Source organism: Allomuricauda sp. ARW1Y1, from assembly GCF_013407935.1.
Taxonomy (GTDB): Bacteria; Bacteroidota; Bacteroidia; order Flavobacteriales; family Flavobacteriaceae; genus Flagellimonas.
On sequence record NZ_JACBZU010000003.1, the window covers coordinates 461,714 to 476,452 of the forward strand.

The window sequence follows — 14,739 nt, forward strand, 5'->3', positions numbered from 1 at the left end:
TAGGCATAAAAGGTTTACTTAGAATATCTCTTTCAACAATGCAGCGATATCATTCTTTACCGTGGCGTACTCGACCATATTTTTTTCGGGTATTTGGTGCTGTAGGCTATTGGACCAAGCAGCTATAAGGGCTTTGTGACTATCATCATTGAGCATCTGATTGATTCCGGTAAAAGCAAGGTCCTTAAAGGCCATTTTTTCGTGAAAGGCTTTTGTTACCGCTGTCCATTCGATATTGGGCACATTCTTAGATAGATACCAAATATCATAAAAGTCCCTTGGAGCCGTATAAGACCTTTGAATCAACGCCCGTAGTTTTTCCGCTAAAACCTCGTTCAGCGAATAGCAGGGAACGGATAAGGGTTCCGACGATAACACATCCGAATAGGGGTGATGTACTTTTCTCATTTCAAATGGAAACACCAATTTTTCAAACAGGATAATCTCGATTTTAATACTGGTGGTCCACCGCTCCGGTACTGGAGGTGCCTGATTTCGTGAATGGTCGGCACCCCAAAATTTGATGGTTGCCTTATAGCCGGTCAACTTTTCATTGAATCGCAAAGGGGAAAGTTCTTGGATATGAAGCGGAATTTCTGAACGCTTCGTAATCAATCTCGCGATCTCTTTGAGCATTTTTTTATCCAATGCGAATTCGGGATTGATGGAAGTAAAATCCAAATCTTCCGAGAATCTGTAATCCGGAAAGTAGCATTTTCGAAGACAAGTACCGCCTTTAAATACAAGGGCCTCCCTGCATTTGGGAATGGAAAAAATACTGTCGATAAAATGGCCCAAGACCCAATCCTTGTCTATGGTCGATTTCAAGACACCGTTCGCCTCGGCATATTTTTCTATTTCCCGTTTGAACAGCATCAGTAGATTTTATTGGCTATGCTGATAAGTTCTTCCGAGCTAATGTTCATGCGCAACCGCCAGTCGCGTACGTATTCCCCCGAATCCCTTCCTTTGGGATCAAAAGGGTTATAGGCCTCTTTGACCTGCTGAAGGGCATAGCCAACAAATGTTTTCATTCCCGGTTTATCGAAAAGTTGGGCCAAGAACCCCATTCTTTTGGTGGCTGCAATATTATTGATGGCCCGGCAGTAACGAATCATCTTCTTGGAAGACAATTTTGCCTCTGCAAATGCCCGAATCAATTCCGCATACCCGCCGGAGTATTTGGGGAGATCGAAACAATCGACCAAGGTTTTTTCCACGTCTGTAATGGCGTACCTATGGTTGCCATAACCTTCCTTTTTGACACCATCCCTTTTCCGCTCGGCTATGGTCACGAACTTATAGGCTACACCGAAGATTTTTTTGTCCTTTTTTAATTTTGTGGTCTGGACGAAAACGGTGTTGGGAAACTGTTCTGTAAGCCCATGTAGGTTTAAGGCCGACCAATAGGCAATGGCACCATCGGGCACCAAAAAAGAACCGATTACTTTTTCGTCCCTAAAATTGGCACGGCAATATTTGCCCCTTTCGATGCGGGAGAACACTTTTTTATGGACCAGGTTCTCGATGATTTCGTTGATATCTCCCTCTTGGTCCGGAACAAGCCCTTTCACATCTTCCAAGGAGAAAATGTCCATTTCGTATTCATCCAACAATAGCATAAGATCCAATTGTGATTGGGTCAAATTTTCGGATGTGTAACTTCCTCTTGCCATTATATTTTGTTAAACGATAAACCTTAAAAAATGGGGTTTATCTATAAATGAAATATCAACAAATATAATGATTGAGTTTTAATTAAATCAAAAAATCTTTTACGAAATAACAGTACCATAAAAGGTCTATTAACGAAACTACTAAAAAGAACGAGAAATGGAACTGGGTACGGATTTTGCATACAAGTATCAGCTCCGTGCCGTAAATGGGCCGATTTAAAGAACTATAACCTAGAGAACTAAAAATTAATGATTAGCTAAGATCAGATGGTTGAACCATCAATTCAACATCCGATAATCGCTCGGGGAGTACCCCACCCTACTTTTGAACAGCCGGGTAAAATGCTGTGGATATTTGAACCCCAGTTCAAAGGCAATCTCACTAATGCTTTTATCCGGATCAAAAATCTTGTCCTTGGCAATTTCTATGAGCTTGTACCTAATAAATTCCATGGCACTCTTTCCCGTTTCCTTTTTGACCAGGTCACCAAAATAGTTGGGGGACAGATGTTGTTCCTCCGCAAATTGGCCGACCGACGGCATCCCTTCATTTTTGGCCTTCCCCGATAGGATATAGGCGTTCAGGGAAGATTCAAATTGCTCAACGACACCTATGTTGACCGAATCGCGGGTGATGAACTGTCGGTCGTAAAACCTATTGCAATAATTGAGGAAGAGCTCAATATTGGAGATGATGACAGTTTTACTGTGCTTGTCGATATTCTGTGAAAGCTCGTACTGGATTTTGTCAAAGCAATCCAAAACAAGCTTCCTTTCTTTCTGCGAAATATGCAAGGCCTCATGAAGCTCATAAGAGAAAAAGGAATACTTCCCCATCATCGTACCCAATGAAGTTCCCCGAATCAAGTCGGGGTGGAACAACAACGCATGTCCCGATGGTGGCTTATTGTAGTCTATACCGGATATGTCGATGACCTGACCTGGGCCAACAAATACGAGCGTGCCATCTTGGTAATCATAGTTCTGCCTCCCGTATTTCAGGGTGCAGTCCTGGCCCTGTTTTAGAAATACGGCGTAAAAATGGTAGCGTACCGAATTCACCTTGTTCACCATCGACCAGCTTCCCTTTGAAACGTCCAGAACGTTCACGAGCGGGTGCAGGGTCGATAGCTTAAAGAACTTGGCATAGTCGTTTATCGTAATCAAATCATCACTATTCTTCATACCCTTATTTTTTGATAAAGTTAACAGTTGTGTCTGGAAATAATGTCATAAAAAAATGTGAATCCGTAATACGGGTAGGTAATTCCGTAGTGCGGGTAAGTCACATGTTTTGAGCGCTTTGTAGCTTTGTTAAAATCTTTTGACGGTATGAAGACCAAAACATTTGAAATCGCCCAGAATCTGGCAGAAATCTCAAAACAGAAATGGCATTGGATGATAGAAGGGAATTTTGATTCGTTGGATGCCCTAATACACCCTTCCGCGATTTTCGTGCACATGGGAGCGATCCTAAACAAAGAAGAAGAAATCAACGCCATGAAAAGCGGCTGGATCGTGCCAAAAAGTGTGAACATTCAAGAAGTATCATTAAAGAGAGAGGGGTCTACTGCAATTGTCTTGAGCAAACTTCAACTCGCGGCAGAAGTTAGTGGTAATGCCGTGAGCAACCTTTTCGCGGTAACCGAAGTGTATATGGAAACCGAAGGGGACTGGAAATTGCTTTCGCTTTCTTTCACCAAGTTACTTTCAGAAGACGTGAAGATCGGCGAACGTTAACAGGAACTATGAAATCAAAATTCAAGAAGGTAGAAAGGCTAATTATGGAAACAGTAAAATTGAACAACGGAGTAGAAATGCCAATCCTTGGATATGGTGTTTTTCAAGTACCGGATTACGAGGAATGTAAAAACAGTGTCTTACATGCTTTGAAATCGGGTTATAGAAGTATCGACACGGCCCAGGCATATGCAAACGAAAAGGCGGTCGGTGATGCAATTAAAGAAAGCGGCATTCCGAGGGACGAAATCTTTGTCACAACCAAACTATGGGTTTCCGATTATGGTTATGAAGCTGCCAAAAAAGCGTTCCATATCTCTTTGGAAAACCTGAAATTGGACCATTTGGACCTATATCTCCTACATCAACCCTTCGGCGATGTGTACGGATCATGGAGGGCTTTGGAGGAGCTGTATAAAGAAGGTAAAATCAGGGCCATCGGGGTGAGCAATTTTTTTCCGGATCGATTGGTGGATTTGTTAAGCTTCAATGAAATTTCCCCGGCATTGAACCAAATCGAGACCAATGTGTTCTACCAAAGGGAAGAAGACCACAAAGTGATGGTTGAATTTGGGGTGCAGCACGAATCATGGGCACCGTTTGCAGAAGGAAAAAGCGAATTTTTTGAAAATGAGTTGCTCGTCAACATCGGCAGGAAATATCGAAAATCGGTGGCACAAGTAGCATTGCGCTGGATTATACAAAGGGATATCGTGGTGATTCCAAAATCGGTCACCCCTGAAAGGATCGAACAGAATATCGATGTGTTTGATTTTGAACTGTCCCAAGAAGACATGAAGGCCATTGCAGCACTGGATACCAATACCAGTAAGTTCTTTGACCACCGTGATCCAAAAATGGTGGTGCAGTTCCGAAAGTGGGCGGAAGGTTTATAATAAAATTTTGACTAGGGTCCGTTTGATGGAGATCCGGATGGTAACAATATGTAACAATTTTAAAAACGATCAATGAGAACAAAAAAAATAGTACTGGCCATATGGTTGGGTGCACTATCCATAGGATTTGCCCAGACAGAACCTATGGTCATCCAAGACCAAGGCAGTTTTGCTATTGGAGGAACAGTAAAGAGCAATCCCGGTACGTTCGATGCCATTAAAAGAACTCCTGAGGGACAGACCTTCCACGGTGACCATGCCTACATTTTTTATCAGATACCTGTGGATGCCCGTCAATATCCCTTGGTGATGTGGCACGGTATCGGACAATTTTCAAAGACCTGGGAGACTACACCTGACGGTCGCGAGGGCTACCAGAACATTTTTTTGAGAAGGGGCTTTAGTACTTATATTATGGATCAACCGAGACGGGGCAGGGCAAGTAAAAGTATGGTAGAAGCTTCCATTACCCCGACCCCCGATGAGCAGTTTTGGTTCAATATATTCCGGGTGGGCGAATGGCCCGATTATTTTCCAGGCGTACAGTTCGCAAAGGACGAGGAAACCCTGAACCAATATTTCCGTCAGATGGTGCCCAATATAGGCGGGTTTGACATCGAGGCGATAATCAATGCGGCCTCAGAACTGTTTGAAAAGATCGGGGATGGTATTCTGGTGACACATTCCCATTCCGGGGGATTTGGTTGGGCCACTGCTATGAAAAATGACAATGTTAAGGCCATAGTGTCCTATGAACCAGGATCGGGTTTCCCCTTTCCCGAGGGTGAGGTCCCTCCACCTCTGGAAAGTTCTGCCGGAGCTTTACAGGCCATTGGCGTACCTCAAGCCGAATTCTTGAAACTGACCAAAATCCCCATCGTAATCTATTATGGAGATTTTATTCCAGAAGAATATGACCCCAACCCAGGTACCGACGGCTGGCGGGTACGGCTTGAAATGGCACGGATATGGGCCGAAGCGGTCAATAAACAAGGAGGCGATGTTACCGTGGTCCATCTGCCCGAAATTGGCATCAAGGGCAATACCCATTTTCCGTTTTCGGATCTGAACAATGTGGAAGTGGCCGATGTAATGTCCGCATGGTTAAAAGAAAAAGGATTGGATAATTAAAGTGAAATTTCAAGATGATAAACGAAAACACATTGTTGCACTTAAGAAAAATTGGGTTTGGTCTTGTCACGGTTCTGTTGCTTGTCAACTGCAAACAGGAAGAATCGCTGAGTACCAACACTTGGACAACCTATAAGGCGGATGAAAAAAGTACGAGCTATTCGCCCTTGGACCAGATTAACATTTCCAATGTAAACCAATTAACGAACGTCTGGACCTTTAATGCCGATGACCTGGACGACGGGGAAGAACCAGCGGTATCGAGCCAGGCCAACCCCATCATTATTGATGGTGTTATGTATGCGAATTCAAGGAACCAGACTGTGTATGCCATCAACGCTGCCACCGGCGAAAAATTATGGGACTTTAAGGCATTGGGTGAAGGTGAACCCACAGCGGCCAGTAGAGGCGTGACATATTGGGAAGATGAAGATGGTGATGACAAACGAATACTGTATTCCGCGGGAAATTACTTATTGGCCATAAATGCCGAAACCGGCGAAGCGATTACTTCCTTCGGGGAAAATGGAAAAGTAAACTTAAACCTGGGTGTGCGTGACGATCCGGAAAAAATATCTGTCACCTTGACCACTCCGGGAAGCATTTACGATAACCTCATTATAATCGGGTCGAGGCTGCCGGATTATTATGGTGCGCCTCCGGGTTATGTCCGAGCGTATAATGCAAAGACCGGAGAACGGGTTTGGACGTTCCATACCATTCCGCATCCAGGGGAGCCTGGATATGAGACATGGCCTCCTGATGCTTACAAATATGCCGGGGGTGTCAACTGTTGGGCAGGTATGGCCATCGATGCTGAGCGGGGGATGGTCTATCTGGCATTGGGATCTCCTTCCTATGATTTTTATGGGGCCGATAGGGTCGGTGCCAATCTTTACGGAAATTGCGTTCTGGCATTGGACGCCGCCACGGGAGGTTACAAGTGGCATTTTCAGACCGTACACCATGATATTTGGGATTACGACCTGCCCTGTCCGCCCAATCTAGTGACATTTGAGCACGAGGGAAAGGTGGTCGATGCGGTGGCCCAGGCCACGAAACAGGGCTTTATCTTTGTGCTCGACCGGGATACGGGAGAACCAATTTTCCCGGTAGAGGAGCGTGAGGTGCCCGAATCCAATCTTCCCGGCGAGGTTGCCTATGAAACACAGCCCTTTCCGTTGAAACCTGCACCTTTTGTTCGGCAATCGATGACGGAAGACGACCTGAACCATTATTCCGAGGCTGACCATGATTCCATTTTAAAGAAATTTCGATCGGTGCGCTATGAAGGTCTTTTCACCCCTCCAGACCTTAAGGGTACCCTTTCCATGCCAGCTACCCGTGGTGGTGCCAATTGGGGCGGTCTGGCCTATGATCCAGACACTGACTATCTTTACATTCGAGGTAACAACCTGCCCGAAATACAGACCATTGTGGATGCCGACAAACACTTTGCGGCCCAGAACAATACCCGATATGAATTGGGTAGGGTTACATACGAAAAACATTGTGTCGCCTGTCATGGAGCCGATAAGAAAGGTGTTGGGCCGACCATTCCTACCTTGGTAGGTTTAAAGGACAAGGTGGCTGAAGAAGAAACCCTTGAGAAAATACGTAAGGGGGGCGGTATGATGCCGGGGTACATGGGCGTACTTACAGAGCGCGAAGAGAGGGGCGTTTTGGCCTATCTGTATGACCTACAGGATACTTCTATTGAGGAGAGCCAGGAGGAAATCGCCGATGGTGAGAAGCCGGTACGGTATATGAACATCACGCCATACAGAACATGGAGTGACCCTAGCGGCAACCCTGCCCTAAAAACCCCTTGGAACACCTTGAACGCACTGAACCTATCCACTGGGGAATACGAATGGCAAATCCCCGTGGGCAATGATGAAAATTTACAGGAAGAGGATGGTCCTGAAACTGGTTTGTTGGCACGATCGGGGCCTATGGTCACCGCGGGGGGACTGGTTTTTATAAGCGGTGCGGAGGATAAAAAAATATGGGCCTTTGACAAGAAAACTGGCGAAATGGTCTGGGAACAGGAATTACCTGCCGCAAACAATGCCAATGTTTGTTCCTATTCCATTGACGGAAAACAATATGTGGCCCTATCCATAGGGGGGACTGAAGAAAATCCTTCGGGCTCTATAATGGCATTTGCTTTGCCATAAGGGTTTGAGTAGATACTTGACCCGCTAGTGTTAAACATCAATGTAATAGTATTGATATAAACAAACGATTATTGGTAAAAAGACATAGAGATGAAAAAAATCAAAAAGTACATGAACTTATTAGTTCTCTGTTTACTGACCACTATTCTAAATGTAAACAATGTTCTCGGGCAATCGTATGAAGATCTTCATACACCTGAAGAGCCTCTTATCTTGAAATCACAGGGGAGCTTCTATATCGGTGGTGAGACCGTACAGCAAACCCGCGATGAAATGGGCTTTTTCCCGGGCAATTCGATTACGGTGAACCAAATGTATGTGCGATATATGGAACCTATAAGCACCGAAGAAAAATTACCCATCGTCATGGTTCATGGCGCAGCCTTGACAGGGAAGTCCTGGGAAACAACCCCGGATGGAAGAATGGGTTGGGATGAGTACTTTGTGCGAAAAGGGCATGCAACCTATGTGGTGGACCAAGTGGGCAGGGGACGTTCCGGATTCAACCAGGCCAAAATCAACAACGTTCGTTTAAAAAAGGCAGAACCTTCTGAGTTACCGGTTGCCTTTAGATTTCCCGATGAGTTTGTACGGCCAAATTTTAGGATTGGCCCAAAGCCCAATGAGAATTTTGAGGTCACCCTGTTTCCTGCAGAGTATCTAGATGAGCTCTCCAAACAAGGTGTCCCCGATATGCGGGGTGATGTTAGAAGTGTTACAAGCAACTATAAGGCACTTAGCGACTTAGCATCAAAATTGGACAAGGCCTTGCTTATGGGTCATTCGCAGTCGGGAACTTTTCCAATGGACGCTGCTTTGACAAACTCGGATGGCATTGTCGGTATTGTTTCGGTGGAGCCGGGAGGTGTACGCTTCGATCTGGATAATGAACAACTGAAGGTATTTACAAAAATCCCAATCCTATTCATTTTCGGGGATTATCTTGATACTCAGACGGGAGCAGGTTCACCGAATGACACTCCCTTCTGGCAGACGGCATATAATCAATCCATGGCCTTTGCCAAGACTGTCAATGAAAACGGTGGTAATGTGAAGATGCTCTATTTACCAGATACTGGTAAAGGAGGAAATAGTCACATGCTTATGCAGGACACCAATAATCTGGAGATAGCCGATATAATCGTGAAATGGATTAAAGAAAACATAAAGTAGGAAAGACAAGAAAACTCATGAATAAATCAACGATAAAAACTTGGATGGGCATCTTGATGTTGCTGATAGGGCTTTATCCCTTGCAAGGGCAACACAATACACCATCAGAAATAGCATTGACCGAGGAACAGAAGAACATCGTAAAGATAGCCTCCCTCACCGCCCAAGGAAATTTGGAGGAATTGGATACGGCTTTGAACGAGGGACTGAACAATGGACTTACAGTCAACGAAATCAAGGAAGTGGTAGTGCACCTCTATGCCTATTGTGGTTTTCCAAGGAGCATTATGGGCCTACGCACCTTGTTAAAAGTATTGGACGACCGAAAGAAAGAAGGGATTACGGATGAATGGGGAAAGGAAGCCTCACCCATCTCGGATACACGTTCGAAGTACGACCGTGGCATCGAGAGCTTACAGGAGCTTACTAAAACAAATATGGAAGGCCCCAAACCGGATTACCAACAGTTTTCACCTGAAATGGATGTCTTCCTCAAGGAGCATCTGTTCGCCGATATTTTTGAAAGGGATATATTGACCTATGCACAAAGGGAATTGACCACGATTTCTGTAATTGCATCCCTGGGTGGCCTTGAACCCATGCTAAGGGGGCATTTTAACCTTTCCCTAAACGTGGGCTTGACGCCTGAACAACTGAACACATTTATAAGGATTATCGAAACGACAGCAGGTAAGGAACGCGCCGAAGCGGCCAAATCCGTTTTGGATACCGTCCTAAAGGATAGACAGTAAAAGAACTAAATACAATAATATGAGAAGCACTAAAAATGTAGTGGGAATACTAATAACAATGATTATTGCGATGGAAAATATGTACGCACAGACCGACACCAACACCCAAGTGCAGAATCCATTTGGACTGGTGTATACCGGGGCGATCACAGAAAATATTAATGGTAAGGTCAATATTCATCCAGTCAACTATGAGTTGAACGGATTGAAAATTGCGGCAAACGTATATACACCACCCAATTATACGGCATCGCAGACCTATCCGGCAGTTGTCATCGCCCATCCCAATGGTGGAGTGAAGGAGCAGGTCGCCGGACTGTACGCGCAGCGGATGGCGGAAGTGGGCTACATCACCATTACCGCAGATGCCGCTTATCAGGGAGCCAGTGGCGGTGAGCCCCGAAATGTGGACACCCCTTCCAATCGTATTGAGGACATCCATGGAATGGCCGATTTTATTTCGAAGTACAAAGGTGTCGATCAAGGGAACATTGGGCTTTTGGGCATCTGCGGGGGAGGCGGTTATTCTTTAAAGGCCGCCCAATCGGATAAACGCTTTAAGGCGGTAGCCACGTTGAGCATGTTCAACTCGGGCGAAGTAAGGCGCAATGGATTTTTAAAATCCCAAGTAGGAAGTATCCAAGAGCGTTTGGACCAGGCTTCAAAAGCCAGGGCACAGGAAGTCAGCGGCGGGGAGGTATTGTATGTCGGTGGGGGTACACCTTCTTTGACGGATGAGCAGATAGCGGCACTTCCCTTTGAACTGTACAGGGAAGGTTATATCTATTACAATAAAACACATGCACATCCCAAATCGGGCGGAGGGTACACTATGAGCAGTTTATTGGACTTGATGACTTGGGACGCGACCGATGGAATAGAACTTATCGACCAACCACTACTGATGGTTACGGGCAGTAAGGCAGATACTTATTATATGTCGGACAAAGCCTTTGAAAAGGCGATTAATGCCAAAACAAAAGAATTGTTTCTGATTAATGGTGCCACCCATATCGAAACCTATTGGAAACCTGAATATGTGAATAAGGTGGTATCCAAATTGACAAGCTTTTTTCAAGACAATCTGGTAAAAAATGATAGTAATGAATTATAGAATGTTATTTGGTCTGACCTTTATGGTTTGTTTGGCCCTCTCCTGTAAACCAGAAGCCAAATCAGAAACTATACCCGAAGAGCAGCCACAAAAGGAGTTGCTATTTGACAAAGGCGCGAAAATCACGAACAGCAACTTTGTGGGGACCGCATGGTTGCAAATGTTGGTGGATGCCGACAGTATCAACCGAAACTCCGTGGGAAGTGTCACTTTTGAGCCAGGGGCACGTACCAACTGGCACTCCCACCCTAATGGCCAAATCATTATTGCCATAGGTGGAAAGGGTTACTATCAGGAAAAGGGAAGTTCCAAGCGAATTTTGCAAAAAGGGGATGCGGTAAAATGCCCACCGAACATTCCCCATTGGCACGGGGCCAGCACAGATGATGAATTCATTCAAATAGCAATCACCAGTCGAGTGGACGGGCCGACGGAATGGCTCGGAAAAGTTGAGGATTCTGTATATTTAAAATAAACTTGAGTTGTCGGCCATGTAACATATAAATTTCTTCAAATGAAAAATCTAATAATTATCTGCTTCATACTTTCACCAGTTTATTTTAACGCACAAACACCGGAATATTCGGTTACCTCCTATATGGATGAAGGCACAAAGGCACCCAACACCCATTATATTGGGGAAGCTTGGTTGAACGGCTTGATTCACGATGATGGCGAATTGGGCTACAACATAACAAAGGCAACGTTTAAAGCCAACTCCACTTTGGACTGGCACAAGCATTCATCGCCACAGGTCTTGATCTATGTTGAAGGTGCAGGATATTACCAGGAAAGAGGAAAAGCCCCTGTTATCGTAAAAGCGGGAGATGTGGTTCGATGTGAAAAAAATGTAGAGCATTGGCATTCATCGACCAAAGAAAGCGATGTCACTTACCTTGCCCTATATGGAGGGGAAACACCAACAACTTGGACCGAAGTTCTTACCCAAGAGTACTATGATAGTGTTGCTGAAAAACTAAAAGGTAACTGATAGCAGGAATATCTACATCGTTTAAGAAATGATTAAATAATCATCAATGGATAAGTTAGTCCCGTAAAACGAACGTTTTTCGATACTATTAATTTTCCATGATGATTCTTTCAAATCTTCTTTTTAAACTTCATCAATGCCTCAACGATATCGGACTCCAATTCGCGGTACTCCTCCTGTACATCGGTCTGGTAGACTACGTTCTCGCCAATATTGTGTTTGGGAATGAATTCATTGTCGGGCGTTAGAATCCATGCCATATTGTAGCCTAGGGTATAATAGTACAGTACCAACTTGATTGATGTATAGGAAAACGTACCTCTTTCCACATTGACAAGGGTATAATAATCGATGCCAAAGCGTTCCGCCAATTTTTTTCGTGAAAATTCGCTGTCCCGCTTGTTGCCAGAATCTTTTTCGATAAGTTCATCGCGTATCTGTCGCAATCGCTCCCCGATGTAGCTAAAATCCTCCGAAGAGGCACGCATTATTTCCTCAATATCTTTCATGATTTTTTTTCATTGTGTTTGTTGGTCCACCATTTCTACTGGATAGCTCGAATATAAATCCGTTAAGTCCTTGTCATCGAAATCTTGGAACACTTCGGTTCGATGGGAATTAGAAACTCTCTCAAATGTAGGGATTTCGTGTGCCTTTCTGAAGGCATCCGCCAATTCCCTGCTGGCCCGTTTGTTGTACTGCTTCATAAAGTGTTGGGCAATTTCCTCTTCTTTTTCCAAGGATTTTCCGATTTGGTCACCTGTCTTTGTTTTGTCGAAAACGGCCAATTCCGGTTTTTGTCCCGTGCAACTTTCATACTCTGCGGTCACGAGATCATCCACATCCTGAATTACCTTCAGAAAATTGGCATCGAGAATCCGTTCGATTTCATTGTTGACAAGCATCCGGTCCACCAATTTCACGAGGAAGGATTTCAGTCGGTCTTTAGCATCCTCTTTGGCAATGTAACCTTCCAACTCTTGTAAATGGTCATACATTCGGAGTTCGCTTACCAATTTGATGAACTGCATCCGTTTAATGGTGTTGGGATAGTATCTTTCGGCGAATCCGTCAATATAGTTCTTATAAAAGCCCAGATAGTCCAATTGGTGGCAATCGATTTTTTGGACGGTTTCAAAAAAGTCAAGTGTCTGCATCAGTTTCAATCGGTCGTTGACCAGTTGACTATGGTTCTTGCTCCTAAAGTCCGTGTGGCTCGGGATTTCGTGCTTCCCTTGTATTTTCTTTGACTCCATGTTGGGCCTTAGTAGTCCGAAGCATAGCTTTTGCTCTATGGGGTGTTCAAAAGTATCTGCCACGATACCCCCAAAATGCCCTGTGGACATACTCGTGATCTTGCTTTTGGGCAAAAGTTCGGAAAGTATCGTACTGAAATTGACTGTTGTATCGTTATTGGAAACGGCCTTGCTCTTTTTTTCCTGATGGATGCGCCCAAAAATATCGCTGATGCGACGTGCCGTTTCTCCTTTGGCTGCACCGCTGAACACGTTGGAGCAGTTGTCGAAAATGACCTCGGCCAGTTCCCTGCCATAATCCGCTATCAGTTGGGTAATGCTCTGAATGCCTAATACGGTGGCGACATAATGTGACCGACCAGTATCGATGATTTTACGCAGCCCCATAATGAATACGGTGGGAAGTTCATCCAGAATTAAGCCCAAGGGTCTTCCGCCTGGTTTGTTGACGACCTGTAATATCTTATTGATATATAGTCCAATCGGGGCGGCATAGACCTCCGAGCGATCGGGATTGTTTTGGATACATACGATCTTCGGCTTTTTAGGGTTGTTGAGGTCCAACCGAAAATCGTTGCCCGTCATGATGTAGTAGATTTCCTTGTTGGCCAGCATCGAAAGCGAGATTTGGGCACTTGCCGTCTGACCGGCCAATTGTTGGCCCGCCTGCCGTTCCATAGCATCCTTGAAGGGAATCATTAGACTACGGACCTCCACTTCACGCATCATGATGGTCAGGAGATATTCAATATTGACCGTCGAAAGGGTAATCACATGGGGCAGGGTACAGATATTCTTGCCCGTTTCTTCCGATTTTTTCTTTAGGTACCATATTAGTCCCGATACGAAGCTGATGGCACTCTTGGAAAAGAAATCGCTGCGCTTGATCCAGTCCTTGTTCAGATTTTTCATGATGATGGTCGCCGCATCGGCGGCATCGGTCTGGTTGCGCATCAGATAGGGGTCGATGGGGTTGCAGCGGTGCGATTTTTCAATGTCGTCAAAACTCAGGGTATAGAATTCCGGCATTTCGGTAAGTTCATTTGACTTTGCTGCCGTTAGCCTTTCCTTTTTTCGCATCCAATAGTTGTAGGCGATCTTGCTCAACGTATCGAACTTGAAATCATAGATGAGCAGGGTAAAACCCTTTTCAATAAACTGTTCGATGATTTCTTCGATGAGCGCAAAGGACTTTCCGCTTCCTGGCGTACCGATTATCAATAGGGCCCGAAAAAGGTTCACGAAGTTGATCCAGCCCTTGCGCAATTTTCCTTTGTAACGGTATTCATAGGGAATATTGACCGAATGTGGGGTATCTATCCGTTTTTCGGTCTGCCTAAAGGTCTCGTTCTTTTCGTTGAATGGGTCGTCTTCGGCTTCGTTGCCGTAATCCATGACCTGAAAAAGATGCACTGCACCTGAGACCGAGAAGAAGAATCCAAGTATATAAAGTGCCAAGGAACACCATAAAAGTCTTGACTGGGACGGGACCAGATAGGCTGTTAGCAGGAGCAATACAAGGCCAAGACCGAAATAGAGAATCCCTGTTGTAAGTGACTTGCCCTCCTTTTTTCTGGGGTTGTATAGCATGACCGCGCCCAAGATGCACATTAATAGCAGTCCGCGACTGGCAAGGGGTCTTTGCAACGCTTCAAAGCGCAATAAAAAATGGTAACCGACGTCGGACAGTTTGGAATCCCATTGCCCGTATTGCAGAATAGGGTAGTATGCCACAAAACCAATGATGGCAAAGACCGCAACCGAAAGCAACATGGCCGAAAATGCGAGATTCTTGTCGTTCATGACCTAACCTTGGAATTTTGGAAATTT

General features: G+C 44.9%; 14 protein-coding genes. 9 read left to right on the forward strand and 5 right to left on the reverse strand.

Annotated features, from left to right (window positions below; translation table 11 throughout):
• Positions 1 to 18: 18 nt before the first annotated feature.
• The 3 genes from GGE08_RS11000 to GGE08_RS11010 all read right to left on the reverse strand — a co-directional run bounded on the left by GGE08_RS11000 (position 19) and on the right by GGE08_RS11010 (position 2,861).
• On the reverse strand, positions 19 to 876 hold the full coding sequence (locus GGE08_RS11000) for a nucleotidyl transferase AbiEii/AbiGii toxin family protein (RefSeq protein WP_179384929.1): 858 nt from the start codon (positions 874 to 876) through the stop codon (positions 19 to 21).
• Positions 876 to 1,676 (reverse strand): hypothetical protein, encoded by an 801-nt coding sequence (locus tag GGE08_RS11005; protein WP_179384930.1) that lies wholly within the window; start codon positions 1,674 to 1,676, stop codon positions 876 to 878. The genes GGE08_RS11000 and GGE08_RS11005 overlap by 1 nt, the downstream gene beginning before the upstream one ends.
• A gap of 279 nt (positions 1,677 to 1,955) precedes the next feature.
• A complete protein-coding gene (locus GGE08_RS11010) occupies positions 1,956 to 2,861 on the reverse strand; it encodes a helix-turn-helix domain-containing protein (protein WP_179384931.1) in 906 nt (301 codons plus the stop codon).
• Positions 2,862 to 3,008: 147 nt separating this feature from the next.
• Here GGE08_RS11010 and GGE08_RS11015 point away from each other — a divergent pair, with 147 nt between their 5' ends.
• The 9 genes from GGE08_RS11015 (at position 3,009) to GGE08_RS11055 (ending at position 11,653) form a co-directional block, all read left to right on the forward strand.
• Positions 3,009 to 3,416, forward strand: a complete 408-nt coding sequence (locus tag GGE08_RS11015) for a nuclear transport factor 2 family protein (protein ID WP_179384932.1) — start codon at positions 3,009 to 3,011, stop codon at positions 3,414 to 3,416.
• A gap of 44 nt (positions 3,417 to 3,460) precedes the next feature.
• The gene (locus tag GGE08_RS11020) at positions 3,461 to 4,312 is read left to right on the forward strand and encodes an aldo/keto reductase (RefSeq protein ID WP_179384933.1); all 852 of its coding nucleotides are present in this window, start codon (positions 3,461 to 3,463) and stop codon (positions 4,310 to 4,312) included.
• Between the two features lie 72 nt (positions 4,313 to 4,384).
• On the forward strand, positions 4,385 to 5,443 hold the full coding sequence (locus GGE08_RS11025; protein ID WP_179384934.1) for an alpha/beta fold hydrolase: 1,059 nt from the start codon (positions 4,385 to 4,387) through the stop codon (positions 5,441 to 5,443).
• Between the two features lie 14 nt (positions 5,444 to 5,457).
• On the forward strand, positions 5,458 to 7,623 hold the full coding sequence (locus tag GGE08_RS11030) for a PQQ-binding-like beta-propeller repeat protein (protein WP_179384935.1): 2,166 nt from the start codon (positions 5,458 to 5,460) through the stop codon (positions 7,621 to 7,623).
• A gap of 111 nt (positions 7,624 to 7,734) precedes the next feature.
• Complete coding sequence (locus tag GGE08_RS11035) at positions 7,735 to 8,796, forward strand: hypothetical protein (RefSeq protein ID WP_179384936.1); 1,062 nt, start codon at positions 7,735 to 7,737, stop codon at positions 8,794 to 8,796.
• A gap of 17 nt (positions 8,797 to 8,813) precedes the next feature.
• The gene (locus GGE08_RS11040) at positions 8,814 to 9,548 is read left to right on the forward strand and encodes a carboxymuconolactone decarboxylase family protein (RefSeq protein WP_179384937.1); all 735 of its coding nucleotides are present in this window, start codon (positions 8,814 to 8,816) and stop codon (positions 9,546 to 9,548) included.
• A gap of 19 nt (positions 9,549 to 9,567) precedes the next feature.
• Positions 9,568 to 10,662, forward strand: coding sequence for an alpha/beta hydrolase (locus GGE08_RS11045; RefSeq protein ID WP_179384938.1), 1,095 nt, complete (start codon positions 9,568 to 9,570; stop codon positions 10,660 to 10,662).
• Positions 10,652 to 11,137 (forward strand): cupin domain-containing protein, encoded by a 486-nt coding sequence (locus GGE08_RS11050; protein WP_257024011.1) that lies wholly within the window; start codon positions 10,652 to 10,654, stop codon positions 11,135 to 11,137. Before GGE08_RS11045 ends, GGE08_RS11050 begins: the two co-directional genes overlap by 11 nt.
• A 39-nt stretch (positions 11,138 to 11,176) precedes the next feature.
• On the forward strand, positions 11,177 to 11,653 hold the full coding sequence (locus GGE08_RS11055; protein WP_179384939.1) for a cupin domain-containing protein: 477 nt from the start codon (positions 11,177 to 11,179) through the stop codon (positions 11,651 to 11,653).
• 110 nt (positions 11,654 to 11,763) lie between these two features.
• On the opposite strand, the gene GGE08_RS11060 is transcribed toward GGE08_RS11055, so the two are convergent.
• On the reverse strand, positions 11,764 to 12,162 hold the full coding sequence (locus tag GGE08_RS11060; protein ID WP_179384940.1) for a hypothetical protein: 399 nt from the start codon (positions 12,160 to 12,162) through the stop codon (positions 11,764 to 11,766).
• 9 nt (positions 12,163 to 12,171) lie between these two features.
• On the reverse strand, positions 12,172 to 14,712 hold the full coding sequence (locus GGE08_RS11065; RefSeq protein ID WP_179384941.1) for a type IV secretory system conjugative DNA transfer family protein: 2,541 nt from the start codon (positions 14,710 to 14,712) through the stop codon (positions 12,172 to 12,174).
• Positions 14,713 to 14,739 lie beyond the last annotated feature (27 nt).

What these genes read in the sequence shown, in the direction of transcription:
- GGE08_RS11000 (WP_179384929.1), bottom strand. Translation starts at nt 876, where the DNA reads ATGCTGTTCAAACGGGAAATAGAAAAATATGCCGAGGCGAACGGTGTC.
- GGE08_RS11005 (WP_179384930.1), bottom strand. Translation starts at nt 1,676, where the DNA reads ATGGCAAGAGGAAGTTACACATCCGAAAATTTGACCCAATCACAATTG.
- GGE08_RS11010 (WP_179384931.1), bottom strand. Translation starts at nt 2,861, where the DNA reads ATGAAGAATAGTGATGATTTGATTACGATAAACGACTATGCCAAGTTC.
- GGE08_RS11015 (WP_179384932.1), top strand. Translation starts at nt 3,009, where the DNA reads ATGAAGACCAAAACATTTGAAATCGCCCAGAATCTGGCAGAAATCTCA.
- GGE08_RS11020 (WP_179384933.1), top strand. Translation starts at nt 3,461, where the DNA reads ATGGAAACAGTAAAATTGAACAACGGAGTAGAAATGCCAATCCTTGGA.
- GGE08_RS11025 (WP_179384934.1), top strand. Translation starts at nt 4,385, where the DNA reads ATGAGAACAAAAAAAATAGTACTGGCCATATGGTTGGGTGCACTATCC.
- GGE08_RS11030 (WP_179384935.1), top strand. Translation starts at nt 5,458, where the DNA reads ATGATAAACGAAAACACATTGTTGCACTTAAGAAAAATTGGGTTTGGT.
- GGE08_RS11035 (WP_179384936.1), top strand. Translation starts at nt 7,735, where the DNA reads ATGAACTTATTAGTTCTCTGTTTACTGACCACTATTCTAAATGTAAAC.
- GGE08_RS11040 (WP_179384937.1), top strand. Translation starts at nt 8,814, where the DNA reads ATGAATAAATCAACGATAAAAACTTGGATGGGCATCTTGATGTTGCTG.
- GGE08_RS11045 (WP_179384938.1), top strand. Translation starts at nt 9,568, where the DNA reads ATGAGAAGCACTAAAAATGTAGTGGGAATACTAATAACAATGATTATT.
- GGE08_RS11050 (WP_257024011.1), top strand. Translation starts at nt 10,652, where the DNA reads ATGAATTATAGAATGTTATTTGGTCTGACCTTTATGGTTTGTTTGGCC.
- GGE08_RS11055 (WP_179384939.1), top strand. Translation starts at nt 11,177, where the DNA reads ATGAAAAATCTAATAATTATCTGCTTCATACTTTCACCAGTTTATTTT.
- GGE08_RS11060 (WP_179384940.1), bottom strand. Translation starts at nt 12,162, where the DNA reads ATGAAAGATATTGAGGAAATAATGCGTGCCTCTTCGGAGGATTTTAGC.
- GGE08_RS11065 (WP_179384941.1), bottom strand. Translation starts at nt 14,712, where the DNA reads ATGAACGACAAGAATCTCGCATTTTCGGCCATGTTGCTTTCGGTTGCG.